Here is a 16,882-nt window from a genome sequence, read left to right on the forward strand (position 1 = left end):
ATTTCTAGTAGTGAACGATGCTGTTTTATTATTCAACTCCCCGTTCAACTGCTTCAATAAAAGCCTGTCGTTTTTTGGAGAGGTTTTCTGAACCAGCTTTCGGCCAAGCCGCAATTTGGGCGATCACAAGGTTTTTATTCGGATTGATGTAAAGCATCTGACCAAAAATTCCGAAGGCGGCGTAACTTCCGTTTTTAAAACGCCACCACAGATAACCATATCCACCACCTTGGTCATTGGTTTTGTAGCGTAAAGCAGTAGCATTATCTAAATATTCTTCAGAAAATATAGTGTCGTCTCCCAGTTTACCTTTGTTTAACATTAGCGTTCCCAAACGGGCATAATCCCTTAAACTGGCCGAGAGACCACTTCCGCCAATATTTAAATTACTGCATTCATCGGCAAGCCAATAGGCACAATGTTCCATTCCGTAAGGTTGCCAAATCTTTTCTGAAAGATATTCGGCTAGGCTTTTTCCGGTAGCTTTTTGTATCAAAATTCCAACCAGATCGGTTTCTCCAGTACTGTAATTCCAATGGGTTCCTGGTTTATGAATAAACTTAAGCGGCTTCATATAGGTTAAAATATGAGATTCCGTATCTTCACAAGGTGCTTTGTACATTTGCGCCACGTCTGAATTTGCGTCTTCATAATCTTCGTTCCAATCAATGCCAGAAGTCATGGTTAGTAGCTGGCGAACGCTCACTTCTCCATAATCATAGCCTTCAAAATCTAGAATGTATTTTTTTAATGGATCATCCAAACTTTCAATATCACCTTCTTTTAAGGCTACACCTAACAACATAGAAGAAACTGATTTTGCCACTGAGAAGGAGGTCCAAAGTGTTTCTTGGTCAACTCCATCTGCATATTCTTCCAAATTTACTTTACCATCTTTTAAAACAATAACGCCTTTAACACGGTTCTTATCCATATAAGAAGATACACTGGTTTCGTCTTCCCATTGTGGATTGACACTTTCTATACTTTCAAAGGGAGCACTTTTTGAACCATTCGCAACTTGAATGCTCGGAAAAATAGCATGCATAATTGAAAAACGCTCTTCCTTTTCCTGTTGCGACCAAAAGAGAAGGCTTTCAAGTTTCTGCCCCATAGTTTCTCCGGGAATCGCTGCACTTGTATTATTGGCGGCTATGGGCGTAAGGGTTTGGCAATCCTGTGCCGAAAGTGTTAGCGTAACTAGACCCAGCGTTAAAAGCAGGAAAAGTTTAATATGTTTTATAACAATCATAGTTTTATCTATTTTTTTCATTAGTGTCCGATTAAAAGAGTGAGAAAATTTGTTGGGTCAAAGATAATAGGCAATTAGAATATTTTTATTTAATGACAGCATGCTATTAAACTTAGCATCAAAATTTATCGATTAAAAAGTATGTTTAATCAATTTTATCTAGTTTTCAATCAATTAAAAAGCAAGTCTTACGTCTTATGTCTTAGTCGGACACGACTATATTTTTTATTGAAACGTGCAAAGATAGTAAACTCCTATTCTTGTATGGCCAAATAATACGTTTTAGACTCTCCTCGGCCATATCAATTTTATAGTGCGATAAAAATGTTGATTACTAACAATCTGTCCACTAAAGTTGTTATTTTTGTCCAAAATTTTGTCTTGCGGTAAAACGTGATATAATCTAAGTGAAGCAATTTTTAATAACTAGGCTTTTATAGATTTAATCACATATTTAATCACATAGTGTTGCCTAAAGGAGACAAGTTATAACACTTATGCCGAACAATTTTAATAAAAACGCTAATCGCAATACCCTCAACTTGTTTCTTGATGCCGAACAGGCCTCTGTTTATACTGCCAAACAGATAGCGGAACTTATCGTTCAAAAACAGAAGCAGGGCAAGCAAGCCATTTTAGGCCTGGCTACTGGCAATACACCTAAAAGGGTTTATCAAGAATTAATTCATTTACACAAAAATGAAGGTTTAAGCTTTCGTAATGTTATTAGCTTTAACCTTGATGAATACTACCCAATTGCAGCTAAAGACAGCCAGAGCTACACCTACTTTATGTATCAAAACCTATTTGATCATATTGATGTTGACCCAAGTAATATTCACATTCCCCATACTGATAACTCTCTGGCCCATATACCGCAATACTGTGAGGATTACGAGAATAAAATAGCGCACTTTGGTGGCTTAGACCTACAGTTGTTGGGTATAGGCCGTAATGGTCATATTGGCTTTAACGAACCTGGATCCAGCTTTGAATCCAATACCCGTTTGGTCAATTTACACGAGCTAACAAGGGAAGATGCCCAAGATTTTTTCGGAACTTTAGACAAGGTACCGCATCAAGCAATAAGCATTGGGATAGATACTATTCTCAAAGCCAAAAAAATCTTGTTATTAGCGCTCGGGGAAAGAAAATCTGAAATTATCAGTAAAGCCCTTGAAGGTGAAATATCTACTCAAATACCGGCCTCTATCCTTCAAACCATCCCGCAGGTGGAATATATACTAGATCGTGATGCCGCTGCTTTAATTCAAAAGTAGTTTGTGGATGTGATACTATATATTGTACACTTTTGTTTCAATCCTAAATAGCTGAATATATAACTAGAGATTGAATCATTTCCTTTAGAGAACAATATTTCAAAATTATACGGTATCGTTTTGGGTTATTTAGATTCCTCGTGAAGAAGACTGCTATAAGTGCTGTTTTATAGTTGGTTAGGGGTTTTTGGTGGTTCTTTAACTGAAGAATGATGCTTCATTTTAAAACATTATTGATATCTTTAATGCTTAGTGTTTACCGCTCATAAAATTTATGGTAGTTATGGATAATCCAGAATTAAATTTGGCCTGGGACTTTGTCAATAATACCGACCGGAATATCTTCCTGACCGGAAAGGCGGGAACCGGAAAAACGACGTTTCTACATAGGTTAAAAGACGAATCACGAAAACGATTGGCTGTTGTGGCACCAACTGGTGTAGCTGCTATTAATGCCGGTGGTGTAACCATCCACTCTTTTTTTCAATTGCCCTTCGGCCCAATGCTTCCAGACACTGCAAATCAACAGCAGCGCTCATTCTCTAGAAAATTCAGTAAAAAGAAAATTAATATCATCAAATCATTAGATCTGTTGGTTATTGACGAAGTAAGTATGGTACGAGCCGATTTACTGGATGGAATTGATGGTGTACTGCGTCGATTTCGAGATAAAACAAAAGCTTTTGGAGGCGTACAGCTTTTGATGATTGGCGACTTGCAACAGCTTTCACCGGTAATAAAGAACGACGAATGGCAACTTTTAAAACAATACTATAGTACTGGGTTTTTCTTTGGAAGTAATGCATTTCAGACTTCAAATGCGCTTACTATTGAGCTAAAACGCATCTATAGACAGGAAAGTGAGGACTTTATTAAGATATTGAACGAAATTAGGAATGATTGCTTAAGTCCTAGTTCTGCGAAAACTTTGAATGCGCGCTATATTCCAGATTTCTCCCCAAATGATAAAGAGGGCTATATTACATTAACAACGCATAATAATAGAGCCGATAATATAAATTCTTCGGCATTAAATCGTTTAAAAACGAAGCCTTTTATCTACGAAGCGGAAGTGGCAGGTAAATTTCCTGAATATACGTATCCTACCCATCTGGAGCTGGAATTAAAGGTAGGGGCTCAGGTTATGTTTGTTAAAAATGACAGCACTCCTGAAAGGCGATACTTTAATGGAAAAATTGGAAGTATTGTCTATTTAGATAAAGATGAAGTCGTGGTGCGTTGCCCAGGCGATGATGCCGATATTATTACTACTCCGGAGCTATGGAAAAACATTCAATATACAGTAGATCCAGATACAAAAGAAATTACGGAAGATGAGATTGGTTCCTTCTCACAGATTCCGCTGCGGTTGGCATGGGCAATAACTATTCATAAAAGCCAGGGACTCACATTTGAAAAAGTAATTATTGATGCCCAAGCAGCATTTGCCCATGGGCAGACTTATGTAGCTTTAAGCCGATGTAAAACATTGGAAGGTATTGTTTTAACTGGGCCGCTTACCGATAAAAGCATTATTAACAATCAAGAGGTTGCCTTATTTAGTAAGAATGCCGAAGATAATCAGCCCGATTCATCAGTTTTAGAAGCTTCAGAACGAGTCTATCAACTTAATTTAATTGATGAATTATTTAACTTTTACGCCTTTCTATATCCCGTAAACCGAATTATTGATACCTATTATAATAACAAGGACAGTGTCTCAGGCAATTTGATTAATCAGCTAAATAGTATTAAAGAAGATGGAATAAAGTCCTTGCTAAAAATAAATGCTGCATTTAAAGCACAACTTAAAGACTTAAGCGAAACGGAGGTGCCAGAAAACAACCCTATAGTTCAAAAACGTTTTCAAAAGGCCATAACTTATTTTGAAAAGCATACACTCAGTTTTATTAAAAAACCGCTCGATACTTTAAATTTTACCACGGACAACAAGGCTGTTAAGCAGGAAATTACAAAACACTTAGATTCCTTAGAAGATTTATTGGCTATTAAAATGGTTTGTTTTAATGGACTAAAAGATGGGTTTAAAACATTAGAATATCTAGACTTACGCGCCAAAGCAAGTTTAGCAAGAGAAGGAAAACCAAAGCGAAGGAAAGAAGATTATATTGCCGAAACGGAACACCAGGAATTATTTAAAACCCTTAGCGAGTTACGCGGCGTACTTTCTGATGAAGAAGAAGTACCACCGTATCAAGTTTTTACCCAAAAGGCGCTTTTGGAGATGTGCAAATTCTTGCCTGTTAATGCTACGCAGTTAAGGGCGATAAGCGATATTGGAAAAGTTCGTTTAGAAAAATATGGTTCTGAAATTCTTGAGGTTATCAAGGAATATTGTGAGGAGCATAATATTGACCCCAAAAAAGAATCGGAGCCTATTCCAAAAACGACAGGAACGCAACAAACTTCTTATAACCTATTTAAAGAGGGAATGCGTATTGCTGAAATTGCCGAAGAACGCGGGTTAACTACCGGCACAATTGAAGGGCACTTATCCGCTTTTTTAAAATCTGGAAAAATTAAAATAACCGAGTTAATGCCAGAGGAAAAATATAAAGAACTCAAGAAGCTAATGGAAACCACTGCTTATAAGGGTTTCGGCGAGCTAAAGAGTAAAATTGACGATAAGTTTACCTATAGCGATTTGCGGATGGTTAGAAGTGCCATGGAATTGGAAAAGTAGCAGATAAACGTATGTTAAAATGCCTTAAAACTTAAAACCAACTTACTCTTTATTGTCGTACTACCTCGTTTATATAAAATAAGCAATTACCACCGCCAAGATTACCGCGCTCATTTTTGAAAGATTAAAGGTGTGGTTCTTTGAGCTTTCAAAGAGGATTGTGGTTGAAACGTGAAGGAAAATTCCAATTACCACTGCCGTTATTTGAGTTTCATATTGGTGCACCACATCATAATGAGTTGAAATATAACTGCCCAAAGGCGTCATTAATGCGAAAAAGAAAAGAAATAGTAGGGTAGTAGTTTTCTTGTATCCTGCAGTAATAAAAAAGAAGGAAAGAATAATTGCCACGGGAACTTTATGGATAAGTATAGCTACTAATAAATTGTTCTCTTCCGAAATGGGAAACCCTTCCAAAAAAGCGTGAATACTCAAGCTGACAAATAAAATCCAAGGAAAATGTTTTGCTTCGGAGTGTAGGTGGATATGGCCATGTTCGGCACCTTTTGAAAAGAACTCTAAGAATATCTGAAGCAGTATTCCTAGCATGATATAAACTCCAATGCTTTTTGAATGGACTTCAAATACATGGGGCAACAATTCAAAAACGGTAATAGACAATAGAAAACCGCCACTAAAAGCGAGAAAAACCTCCATGTTTCGCAGTTCTTTTTTCTTTAGAAATTGAGCGGCAACATAACCTACGGCTACTGCTAAGAACAATAATAAGTAATTCATCAATGGAAAATTAAGATTAGTCTTTCTGAGGTTTCTTTATTAAAGCGCTCAAGCTTATAATTACCGTAAACATTGGAGAGTTCAACTCCGGCCTCCTTAAAATAGGCTTGAAAATCTGCTAAGGTTAAGGCTTTTACGCGTTCAACATAAAAATAGTCCTTACCTTGATCGGTAAAACGGATGTTTTTAACAATATATCCATCTTCAACATACTTTTCAATTTGAAAAACAATGTCGTCTACCTTTTTTATTTCTGAAGGAACTAGGTTGGCAATTGCCAAATCGGTATTTAGAAAATCGATAACGCCATATCCATTGGGTTTCAGCTCGGCCTTTATGGCTTTTATGGTTCTTAAGTTGTCAATTTCGTCTTTAAAGTAGCCAAAACTTGTAAAGAGGTTGAAAACGGCGTCAAATTTTTTAGGATAGGGTAAGCACATGTCGTGCACATCAAAGTGTAGTCTTGGCTTTTCGTATTGCTTAGCATATTCAATGCTTTCTTCAGATAGATCTACACCCGTAACATCAAATCCTTGGCGGTATAAATACTTTGCATGTCTTCCTCGGCCACAGGCAAGATCGAGTATTGTATCGTTTTTATTAAGGTTTAAGTGATTGGTCAGGGTATTCATAAAAACTGCCGCTTCCCTATGGTTTCTGTCTTTGTATAGAATATGATAGTATGGCGTATTAAACCAAGACACAAACCAATTCTCTTTTTCTTTTTCCATAGTTATTCATTCACCCTGCAAAAATACTGTATTTTTGTTGCCTTGTTAAATTGAATATTTTTAATTTTAGATAAAATCGTAATTAATTTAAAAACACCCTGTTTTTGCTGGGAATGATCTATGGAAAAGAACTTTAAAATGCTTGCCAAAACCCTTTTTGGAATGGAGGAACTTCTTGCTCAAGAACTACGACAGCTAGGTGCTTCGTCTATTGAAAAAGGTGTGCGAAATGTATCATTTGAAGGCGATACCGGCTTTATGTATAAAGCAAACTTATGCTGCCGTACGGCCATTAAAATACTAAAACCAATAACAGCATTTAATATTTTTACCGAAGAAGATCTATATAAGAAGGTTTATGAAATGCCTTGGGAAGATTATATGGACGTTAATGGAAGTCTTGCGGTAAACGCCACGGTTTTTTCTGAGGTCTTTACGCATTCGCAATACATCGCCCTAAAAACGAAAGATGCAATTGTAGATCGTTTTCGCGATAGGGAAGGAGTGCGGCCTGACGTTGATTTAGACCACCCAACACTTCGGATTAATATTCATATAGACCGAAATATTTGTACGGTTTCCTTGGACAGCTCTGGTGAATCTTTACACAAGCGGGGTTATAAAGTTGAAAGTACACTGGCCCCAATTAACGAAGTATTGGCTGCAGGGATACTCATGCTTTCTGGCTGGCAAGGCCAATGCAATTTTTTAGACCCTATGTGCGGTGGTGGAACTTTGTTGACCGAAGCAGCCATGATAGCCTGTAACATTCCGGCAAACTTAAATCGCGAGGAATTCGGATTTGAAAACTGGCCCGATTTTGACGTTGATCTTTATGAAAAAATAGAAGATGCAGCACTTAAAAAAGTTCGAGATTTTCCACATAAAATTTATGGGTACGACAATGATCCCGTAGCGGTTCAAAAAGCGAAGGAAAACGTAAAAAGTGCCAACCTTCAGGAGTTTATAGAGATAAAGGAGCAGGATTTCTTCCAAAGTGAAAAAGAAAGCGACAAGGCTTTATATATGGTCTTTAACCCACCCTATGACGAACGGATTTCTGTAAATGACATTGAGGAGTTTTATGGTTCTATTGGCAACACTTTAAAGCGAAACTATCCCGGCACCCAAGCTTGGATAATCACCTCTAACCTGGAGGCACTTAAGTTTGTAGGATTACGTCCGTCTAAAAAAATAAAGCTGTTTAATGGGAAATTAGAAGCAAAATTAGTGCGCTACGAAATGTATAGAGGAAGCAAGAAAGCCTCGAAACAATAGTTTCAGTGGTCAGTGGTCAGTAATCAGTGGTCAGTGGTCAGTGGTCAGTAGTCAGTAGTCAGTAGTCAGTGGTCAGTAGTCAGTAGTCAGAAGCAGTGAATCGTGAAATGTCCTAAAATAGGTTTATAGTTTATAAATCATTAGTGTCCGATTAAAAGAGTGAGAAAATTTGTTGAGTCACAGATAATAGGCAATTAGAATATTTTTTATTTAATGACAGCATGCTATTATACTTAGCATCAAAACTTATCAATTAAAAAGTATGTTTAATCAATTTTATCTAGTTTTCAATCTATTAAAAAGCAAGTCTTACGTCTTATGTCTTTCAGCGCAGCGGTCTTATATCTTAGTCGGACACGACTATTTATAAATCTATAAACTAGGAAACAATCATGACAGACAGTTCGTTCTCAGAATGATTCAACGCTTTTTCTTTAAATAATCATTGATAACCGTTTTTCTGCCTATAGTTTTCGTAATAATGTCTTTTTCTAAATTCCATCCTCGTGCAGGAGAGTATTGCCTGCCGTACCAAATTATTTGCAAGTGTAGTATGTTCCATAAATCCTTTGGGAACAAACGTTTGGCGTCTTTTTCGGTCTGAACCACGTTTTTACCCGTAGTAAGCCCCCAACGGTACATTAATCTGTGAATGTGGGTATCTACAGGAAAGGCTGGAACATTAAAGGCTTGGCTCATTACCACGCTCGCGGTTTTATGGCCCACCGCCGGAAACGATTCCAAAGCTTCAAAATCTGCGGGCACACGGCCATTGTACTTTTCAATCAGCATCTGCGAGAGTCCGTGTATTCCTTTTGCTTTCATTGGCGAAAGACCAACGGGTTTTATAATCTCCCGTATTTCTTCCACTGTAAGTTTTACCATATCATACGGGTTATCGGCCACTTCAAATAAAAGCGGGGTTATTTTGTTCACTCTCACGTCTGTACTTTGGGCGGAAAGCAATACGGCAATCAGTAAAGTATATGGATCTTTATGGTCTAACGGAATTGGAATTTGAGGGTAAATGCGCTGTAAGGTATCAATAACGAAATTAACCTTTTCTTGTTTGGTCATTTTAAGTACTTTTATACAAAAATAGGAATTATGAATACATTACAAGCCGGTGATACGGTACCAAGTTTTAAAGTGAAAGATCAAGATGGAAACCTGATATCTTCTGAAGATTATAAAGGGCAAAAATATATTGTTTTTTTCTATCCAAAAGCTAGTACACCAGGCTGTACGGCAGAGGTGTGTAACTTACGCGATAACTACGAAGAACTTCAAGCTCAGGGATACAAGCTTTTGGGCGTAAGTGCCGATAGTGAAAAACGCCAATCAAATTTTAAGAAAAAACACGAACTTCCTTTTCCGTTACTCGCAGATGAAAATAAAGAGGTTTTAAATGCTTTTGGAGTTTGGGGCCCTAAAAAATTTATGGGTAGAGAATTTGACGGCATCCATAGAAAAACCTTTTTAATAGACGAGAATGGGGTGGTAGCACGTGTAATTGAAAAAGTAAAAACTAAAGATCACGCCGCACAAATACTTGGTTAATCTTGTGTTTTCCCTTGTAGGCCTTTGTAGTTAAAAAGCTGCTGTTCTTTTATTAATTCAGCGATACCGGGAGGGAGCAATTCCTCCCAACCGTCTTCGCAGCGTTCGATTTTACAGAGTACATCGCGCGAAAATATCTCCATGTGCTCCGGTTTATAATCGGTTATATCTACTACTTTTCCGTTGTATTTAAAGAATTTATACAATTCCTTCATACGCGGATGCACTTTTAGGTTTTCACTAGTGATGTATTCTCCCGTTTCGGTGTCTTTCATGGGGTAGAGGTACACCTTTAAGTCTTTAAAGAAAAGTTTTCCGAAGGCTTCCAGAATTCCCCCACTTAAATGGCGGTAGTATTTTTCATCAAAAATGTCTACAAGATTATTGACTCCCATGGCTAGTCCCATTCGCATTTTGGTATAGCGCGAAAAATATTCTACCAACTTATAATATTCTTGAAAGTTTGAAATCATTACACTATGGCCCAAGGAGCAGAGCAGTCTTGCCCGATCCATAAAGTCTTCTTCATCAATTTCGCCTTCTGCACGTAAATTAGAAAGCGTTATTTCAAATACAACTTCCGTTCTGTCCTTTTTTACTCGATTTTCCTTTAGAAACATCTCATAAGAGCGCTCAAACATATCGATATTAACCTTAGTTACGGGTCTAAAGCTACCACGAAGGGCCAGAATGTTTTTCTTATATAAAATTTTGGCCGGTAATATATTATGACCTTCAGGGTCAAACATGACCGCTTTGGTCATACCGTTTTTTATAAGTTGAAGGCTCATCAACCTATTATCAACCTTGTTAAAACGTGGACCACAAAAATTTATGGTGTCAATTTCAATTTTATCTTTATCAATATGATCGTAAAGATAACGGAGTAATTTATTGGGTTCATCATACTTATAGTAGGCCCCGTATATCAGGTTTACCCCTAAAATGCCTAATGTAATTTGTTGCAATTGGGCATCGTTTTCATGGAAGCGAATATGAAGTGTTATTTCATTATACGGCTCGCTGGGGTCTATTTGATAGCGAATACCCACCCAGCCATGGCCTTTGTATTTTTTTGCGAAATCTATTGTGGTTACCGTATTGGCAAAGGAAAAGAAAAGTCTATTTGGGTGCTTATCACGATTTATACGCTCTTCAATAAGGTCAAATTCGTGCGAGAGCATTTTGTGTAACCTAGATTCAGTAACATACCTGCCGTCTTCTTCAACTCCGTAAATGGCATCGCTAAAGTCTTTATCGTAGGCAGACATCGTTTTTGCTACCGTTCCTGAAGCTCCACCTGCTCTAAAGAAATTACGAACTGTTTCTTGTCCGGCTCCAATTTCGGCAAAAGTGCCGTAAATGTTTTCGTTAAGGTTTATTCGTAAAGCCTTACTTTTTATGGAGGGGATATCCTCAAAATCCTTGTCTCCCAATATGGTTTCCGGCATAGTAGCGTTATGTTTTCTTGTTAACAAAGGTAGCAATTACAATAGGTAAACAAAAAAATTACCAGTATTTTTGCCTGTGCTAAATTTAGAATCTGCTAGCTTGAATTAGCTACCGTGTTTTTATTCAGTGGCGCTCAAGCAAGCATATAACAAGAATTATAAACGTATGACATCACCACTTTCCGTAACTTTTCTCGGTACCGGAACTTCGCAGGGCGTTCCTATGATTGGCTGCGACCATCCCGTTTGTAAAAGCAATGACCCAAAAGATAAACGCTTAAGGGTTTCTGTGTTGTTATCTTGGGATGACTTTAATTTTGTAATTGATTGCGGTCCCGATTTTAGACAACAAATGTTACGTGAAAGTGTTACCAAGTTACATGGTATTTTGCTAACGCATGAACACAGCGACCATACTGCAGGCTTAGACGATATTCGGCCATTCAACTTTATGCAGGGAAATATGCCGTTTTATGGGCATAAACGTGTTTTTGATGATCTGCGAAAGCGTTTTAACTATATTTTTACCACGGTAAACAAGTATCCTGGGGCTCCTAACATTGAAACCAATGAAATTGACAAAGACAGTACTTTCAATATTGGTGGTAAAGAAGTAACCCCCATTGAGGCAATGCATGATGCCCTCCCGGTTTTGGGTTTTCGTATTGACGATTTCACCTATCTAACAGATGTTAAAACAATCGCTGAGGAAGAAATTGAAAAGCTTAAAGGAACCAAGGTATTGGTGGTAAACGCACTTCGGGAAAAGCCACATTATTCGCACTTCAATATTTCAGAAGCCTTAGAATTTGTGGATAAAGTTAAACCTGAAAAAACATATTTTACGCATATTAGCCATTTAATGGGCTTTCACGCCGAAATGGAGGAAAAGCTTCCGAAGAATGTCCATTTGGCTTATGATACACTTACTATAAACATTTAGATTAGATGAGAAGAAATATTTTTATGTACCTGTTTTTATTCGTAGCGCTGTTATTGATATTTCAGTATATGAACGAGAAAAAAATATTCGAAAATCAAGAAACAACAATTGAAGAGCTAAGAGCAAAATCTCAAAAAGCTGAGGATTCACTGGAGGTTCTTACTGAAAAAAACTATAACCTTAATTACTTCACGCTTCAGGGCAATGAAAATGCTATGAGCTATTTGGAACAATCTGGCCATGAAGCTGCTGAAGTTGAAGCAATGGTATCTGATAAAATATACGATTACAATCTGGTAAAAGGAAATAATCCATTGATACCCTTTGAAGGCATGAATGGGGAAATGAAAATTAACAAGCTGAAATTTCTAAACCACAAATGGATTCTCGCTGATTTTACAGACGGCACCTATTGGGGCGAAATGATCTTGGAGTATTCTTTTTCTGAAGATAGGGAGCTCGATTTAAAAACCATTAGTTCTTTTCTCTATCCCAACTAAAAATCAATCGCTTTCAGTAGCAATCAGGCTCTTTTTCTTAAATATAGGGATTAAGTACGAAATTGAATATCCGTAGCCTACACCAAACTTGCTATAGTCGTAGGTTCTGTTGAACCCAGGCACATAAAGGTTTGCAAAATTATCGGGTTGGGTTTGGGTGATTGATCGCTTTAATTGCGCATTAATAGAAAGGTAGAGGTTGTTTACTATTTCGGTCTTAATTCCTACAATAAGTTCGGCCCAATGGGCGGTTAAACCGCTATATTCCTGTGGTTCGTAAATGGTTTGCGTAGGGAATGCAGGATTGTCAGTATAGATTTTATAACTTACCAGCTCTTGTTTAAAGGTTGAGAACCCATAACGAAGCCCAACGGTAATGGCATTGTCCATTCCTAGCCAGTTTTCGTAAGCATTGTAATCAAAGCCTAATTTAGCGTAGCTGCCACTGGTTTTTGAAGATACATAAGGTTCATCCCAATCTTTTTTTTCATTTCCGAGCTCGGCAGCGGCATAAAACTTTTTGGTTACTCTAAAATCGCCTTTAATTTCAAAGCCTGAATATCCATCTTCAATTAGGCTTCGTAAAGGCTTGGCCAGATCTACACCAAGGCGTAATCCGTATTTTTCTATTTTAGGAACAGAATCGGTTGCTACCGTATTGTCTTCCTGCGCCACCATGCTTAAAGCGCCGCAAAAAAGACTAATGCAACAAAGTAACGTGGGCGCTAGTTTCATCATTTACAGTTTCTCTATTTACGTTAATGTCCTCAATCCAATTTCCGGCATTTCCAACTTCAAATTCTGCATCTAGGTTAGTGAATTCGGTCTTAAAACCACAGGCGCGATTTACATACCCGTTTTCTCTAGTATAGGTGAATTTTAATTCGTCGTAGGTGCTTATGGTGTCATTTTCAGAAATAACACTTCGTATAAAAAGATATTTTGTAGTATCAGAATTTGTGTCTAACGGAACAATTATAGAATCCGTTTTAACAAGGTATTGCACCTTTACCGAATCGATATTATTAGTTAGTACGCTCAGTACATTCACGCTCTTGCGCATTTCGGGCCTGGCAATATCGTTAAAGGTGATTACCATATTTGCCGTTGTTGCTTCTCCTTCAGGGCATATATCGTCCTTGGTGCAGCCTTTAAAGATAAATAGCAAAAGGATGGGAATAATAACTCGTTTAAACATAGTATTTGTTCAATTTAAAAAATTGAAATAAACTTGATGAACTGGTGCTTTAGTTGAACTTAAAACTTCCTAAGAATATAAGAAACGCTCTAACGTTTTAATTCTTGCCCTAAGTCATCAATTTAAAATTTAGCGTTTCTCCAAAAGTACAACATTTTCTACATGATGCGTTTGCGGAAACATATCTACAGGCTGTACCTTTATTACTTTATAAAGTGAATCTAGTAAGGCCAAATCGCGCGCTTGGGTTGCGCTATTACAACTTACATATACAATTTTTTCCGCTTCCAAATTCAGGAGTTGCCCAACTACATCGGCGTGCATTCCATCGCGAGGCGGATCGGTAATTACAACATCTGGCTTTCCGTGAGCATCGATAAACGCTTGGTTAAAAACCTTTTTCATATCGCCTACATAGAATTCAACATTGTCAATTTTGTTTAATTCGGCATTTTGTTTTGCGGCTTCAATAGCATCGGGCACTGCTTCAACCCCAATAACTTTCTTGGCTTTCTTGGCGACGAATTGGGCAATAGTTCCCGTTCCCGTATAAAGGTCGTAAACCAGTTCATTCCCGCTAAGGTCAGCGAAATTGCGTGTTATTTTATAAAGTTCATAGGCTTGATCGCTGTTGGTCTGGTAAAAAGATTTTGCGTTTATCTTAAACTTTAAGTCTTCCATTTCTTCAAAGATATGATCTCTTCCGTAGAAAAGATGTACATCTTGATCATAAATAGTATCATTTCCCTTGGAATTAATTACATATAGAAGGGACGTAATTTGTGGAAACTCCTCGGCAATGGCTTCTAGTAATAAGGTTCGGTTTTTTTCGTCTTCATGAAAAAACTGAAGCAGTACCATTACTTCACCTGTAGAAGTGGTACGAAGCATCAAGGTGCGTAAAAATCCTTCCTGATTTCTGGTGTTAAAAAAGCTAAGGTTTAACTCTTTTGCCTTGGCCTTAACAAAATCGCGGATTGCATTACTGGGGTCAGCTTGAAGGTAACACACATTTAAGTCTAAAATTTTGTCCCACATTCCAGGAATATGGAAGCCAAGTGCGTTTCGGTCTTCAATTATTTCATCACTTTTAATCTGGTCTAAGGTTAACCATTTACTATCGCTAAAAGAGAACTCCATTTTATTGCGGTAGAAATACTGTTTGGCAGAACCCAAAATAGGCTGGCATTCCGGTAGGTCTATCTTACCAATACGGCTTAGGTTTTGTTCTACTTCCTTTTGCTTAAAATACAATTGGTGCTCGTAGCCCATGTTTTGCCATTTACATCCGCCACAAGTACCAAAGTGTGGGCAAACTGGTTCCACTCTTTTATCAGAGGGTTTTGTAATGGAAGTTACTGAGCCTTCGTAGTACGATTTTCGTTTTTTATGTGTTTGTACCGTTACAACGTCTCCCGGCACTGCATTTTTAATAAAAACCATTCTGCCATCTGGAGCTTTCGCAACGGCTTTGCCTTTAGCACCTGTGTCAATTACCGCTAGGTTCTCAAAAATCACTTTGTTCTTTCGTCTTGCCATAGGCGCAAAAATAGCACAAATGTTATGTTTAAATCCTGTTAAGTCACCAAAAAGTGTGGTATTTATTTAGTAATTTGCGCTCCAATGGAGGATTCCGCTCCAAAAACAGGAATCAAATTTATTTTATTTTAAAAATATTACAACTTTATGTCAGTTTTAGAGCAAACAGCTTCAGAAAAAGCTATCGAATTGGAAAACAAATACGGAGCCCACAATTATCACCCACTACCTGTAGTTTTAAACAAGGGAGAAGGTGTATATGTTTGGGATGTGGAAGGAAAGAAGTACTACGATTTTCTTTCGGCCTATTCAGCGGTAAACCAAGGGCATTGCCATCCTGCAATTGTAGGCGCTATGGACGAGCAGGCGAGAACCCTTACTCTTACATCGCGTGCGTTTCATAATGACATGCTAGGGAAATATGAAAAATTTGCTTCTGAGTACTTTAACTTTGACAAATTGCTTCCGATGAATACAGGTGCCGAAGCGGTAGAAACAGCTTTGAAAATCTGTAGAAAATGGGCGTATGAAAAGAAAGGTATAGATGAAAACGAAGCCGAAATAATTGTATGTGCAAATAATTTCCACGGAAGAACTACTACAATTATTTCTTTTAGCAACGATCCTGTAGCTAGAAAGCATTTTGGACCTTACACAAAAGGTTTTATAAAAATTGAATACAACAACCTTGAAGCGCTTGAGCAACACCTAGAAAGCAATAAAAATATTGCAGGTTTCTTGGTAGAGCCTATCCAGGGCGAAGCAGGAGTTTATGTACCGTCTGAAGGTTATTTGAAAAAAGCAAAGGCTTTATGCGAAAAGCACAACGTTCTTTTTATTGCAGACGAAGTACAAACAGGAATTGCCCGTACCGGAAAACTATTGGCTGTTGACCATGAAGACGTAAAACCAGATCTATTGGTTTTAGGAAAAGCCTTAAGTGGGGGAGCGTATCCAGTTTCGGCCGTTTTGGCAAATGATGATATTATGAATGTTATCCGTCCTGGGAACCACGGTTCAACTTTTGGAGGTAATCCAGTGGCTGCAGCAGTAGCTATGGCTGCATTAGGCGTAGTTCGCGATGAGAAATTGGCTGAAAATGCTGAAAAACTTGGGAAAATCTTCCGAAGTGAATTAAATAAATTTATTGAAACCAGTTCTATTACGGAGTTGGTACGCGGAAAAGGTTTGCTTAACGCAATTGTTATCAACGATAGTGAAGACAGTGATACAGCTTGGAACATCTGTTTAAAACTTCGTGATAATGGGCTGTTGGCAAAACCAACCCACGGAAATATTATTCGTTTTGCACCACCATTGGTTATGAACGAAGAACAATTGAGAGATTGTATTTCTATTATCATTAATACTTTAAAGGAGTTTGAATAAACCCCTTAATTTTCCTTTATTTGAGCTTCTCTCTTGAAAAAGGGGGAAGTTTAATAGGAAAAAGGTTTTAATAACATCAATAGCGTCCTAAACCTTCATATGGCAACTCTTTTAAAAGCCTTATTTAATTAGGTTTTAGAAATTATATGAACCTTAGGGATTATAATTAAAAACTTCTGTTTTTTGGCCTATCGAAAATTTATCGTAAAATTTGAAGTGAAGTTCCCGTAAAATTTTAGGCTGTTTGAGCCAGCAAAGATAGTCATCAAAGCACTGGATTTAAAGGCGAGTTCCTAAAATTTAGGGGACGAACAAAAAA

15 protein-coding genes are annotated in these 16,882 nt (G+C 37.6%); 7 read left to right on the forward strand and 8 right to left on the reverse strand.

Annotated elements, in window-relative coordinates:
• Window positions 1–28 precede the first annotated feature (28 nt).
• A complete protein-coding gene (locus QPK98_RS11865) occupies window positions 29–1,273 on the reverse strand; it encodes a serine hydrolase domain-containing protein (RefSeq protein ID WP_310993625.1) in 1,245 nt (414 codons plus the stop codon).
• A 476-nt stretch (window positions 1,274–1,749) separates the two neighbouring features.
• On the opposite strand from QPK98_RS11865, the gene nagB reads away from it, so the two are divergent.
• Window positions 1,750–2,532, forward strand: coding sequence for a glucosamine-6-phosphate deaminase (nagB, locus tag QPK98_RS11870; RefSeq protein ID WP_310993627.1), 783 nt, complete (start codon window positions 1,750–1,752; stop codon window positions 2,530–2,532).
• A gap of 283 nt (window positions 2,533–2,815) precedes the next feature.
• Window positions 2,816–5,236, forward strand: a complete 2,421-nt coding sequence (locus tag QPK98_RS11875) for a helix-turn-helix domain-containing protein (protein ID WP_310993628.1) — start codon at window positions 2,816–2,818, stop codon at window positions 5,234–5,236.
• A gap of 69 nt (window positions 5,237–5,305) precedes the next feature.
• Here the strand turns inward: QPK98_RS11875 and QPK98_RS11880 are convergent, their stop codons facing one another.
• Window positions 5,306–5,974, reverse strand: a complete 669-nt coding sequence (locus QPK98_RS11880; protein WP_310993629.1) for a ZIP family metal transporter — start codon at window positions 5,972–5,974, stop codon at window positions 5,306–5,308.
• The gene (locus QPK98_RS11885; RefSeq protein WP_310993630.1) at window positions 5,974–6,705 is read right to left on the reverse strand and encodes a class I SAM-dependent methyltransferase; all 732 of its coding nucleotides are present in this window, start codon (window positions 6,703–6,705) and stop codon (window positions 5,974–5,976) included. The genes QPK98_RS11880 and QPK98_RS11885 overlap by 1 nt, the downstream gene beginning before the upstream one ends.
• 120 nt (window positions 6,706–6,825) lie before the next feature.
• Between QPK98_RS11885 and QPK98_RS11890 the strand changes: the two genes are divergently transcribed.
• Entirely contained in the window at window positions 6,826–7,983 is a 1,158-nt protein-coding gene (locus tag QPK98_RS11890) for a THUMP domain-containing class I SAM-dependent RNA methyltransferase (RefSeq protein WP_310993631.1), read from the forward strand.
• A 420-nt stretch (window positions 7,984–8,403) separates the two neighbouring features.
• Here the strand turns inward: QPK98_RS11890 and QPK98_RS11895 are convergent, their stop codons facing one another.
• Window positions 8,404–9,060: an endonuclease III domain-containing protein gene (locus QPK98_RS11895; RefSeq protein WP_310993633.1), complete on the reverse strand. Its 657-nt coding sequence runs from the start codon at window positions 9,058–9,060 to the stop codon at window positions 8,404–8,406.
• A 30-nt stretch (window positions 9,061–9,090) separates the two neighbouring features.
• Here QPK98_RS11895 and bcp point away from each other — a divergent pair, with 30 nt between their 5' ends.
• Window positions 9,091–9,543: a thioredoxin-dependent thiol peroxidase gene (gene bcp, locus QPK98_RS11900; RefSeq protein WP_310993634.1), complete on the forward strand. Its 453-nt coding sequence runs from the start codon at window positions 9,091–9,093 to the stop codon at window positions 9,541–9,543.
• Here the strand turns inward: bcp and QPK98_RS11905 are convergent.
• The gene (locus QPK98_RS11905; protein WP_310993635.1) at window positions 9,540–10,994 is read right to left on the reverse strand and encodes a TonB-dependent receptor; all 1,455 of its coding nucleotides are present in this window, start codon (window positions 10,992–10,994) and stop codon (window positions 9,540–9,542) included. The genes bcp and QPK98_RS11905 overlap by 4 nt on opposite strands.
• Window positions 10,995–11,160: 166 nt before the next feature.
• On the opposite strand from QPK98_RS11905, the gene QPK98_RS11910 reads away from it, so the two are divergent.
• Both QPK98_RS11910 and QPK98_RS11915 read left to right on the forward strand, forming a co-directional pair.
• Entirely contained in the window at window positions 11,161–11,937 is a 777-nt protein-coding gene (locus tag QPK98_RS11910; protein ID WP_310993636.1) for an MBL fold metallo-hydrolase, read from the forward strand.
• A 5-nt stretch (window positions 11,938–11,942) separates the two neighbouring features.
• On the forward strand, window positions 11,943–12,437 hold the full coding sequence (locus QPK98_RS11915) for a hypothetical protein (protein ID WP_310993638.1): 495 nt from the start codon (window positions 11,943–11,945) through the stop codon (window positions 12,435–12,437).
• A 3-nt stretch (window positions 12,438–12,440) separates the two neighbouring features.
• Here QPK98_RS11915 and QPK98_RS11920 read toward each other — a convergent pair whose 3' ends face one another.
• The 3 genes from QPK98_RS11920 to rlmD all read right to left on the reverse strand — a co-directional run bounded on the left by QPK98_RS11920 (window position 12,441) and on the right by rlmD (window position 15,174).
• The gene (locus QPK98_RS11920) at window positions 12,441–13,175 is read right to left on the reverse strand and encodes a DUF6048 family protein (RefSeq protein ID WP_310993639.1); all 735 of its coding nucleotides are present in this window, start codon (window positions 13,173–13,175) and stop codon (window positions 12,441–12,443) included.
• Window positions 13,138–13,635 (reverse strand): DUF6452 family protein, encoded by a 498-nt coding sequence (locus QPK98_RS11925; protein ID WP_310993640.1) that lies wholly within the window; start codon window positions 13,633–13,635, stop codon window positions 13,138–13,140. Before QPK98_RS11925 ends, QPK98_RS11920 begins: the two co-directional genes overlap by 38 nt.
• A 129-nt stretch (window positions 13,636–13,764) precedes the next feature.
• The gene (gene rlmD, locus QPK98_RS11930; RefSeq protein WP_310993641.1) at window positions 13,765–15,174 is read right to left on the reverse strand and encodes a 23S rRNA (uracil(1939)-C(5))-methyltransferase RlmD; all 1,410 of its coding nucleotides are present in this window, start codon (window positions 15,172–15,174) and stop codon (window positions 13,765–13,767) included.
• A 147-nt stretch (window positions 15,175–15,321) separates the two neighbouring features.
• On the opposite strand from rlmD, the gene rocD reads away from it, so the two are divergent.
• Entirely contained in the window at window positions 15,322–16,563 is a 1,242-nt protein-coding gene (rocD, locus tag QPK98_RS11935; protein ID WP_310993643.1) for an ornithine--oxo-acid transaminase, read from the forward strand.
• The last annotated feature ends 319 nt before the right edge of the window (window positions 16,564–16,882 follow it).

This window comes from Aequorivita marina, from assembly GCF_031631895.2.
GTDB lineage: Bacteria > Bacteroidota > Bacteroidia > Flavobacteriales > Flavobacteriaceae > Aequorivita > Aequorivita marina.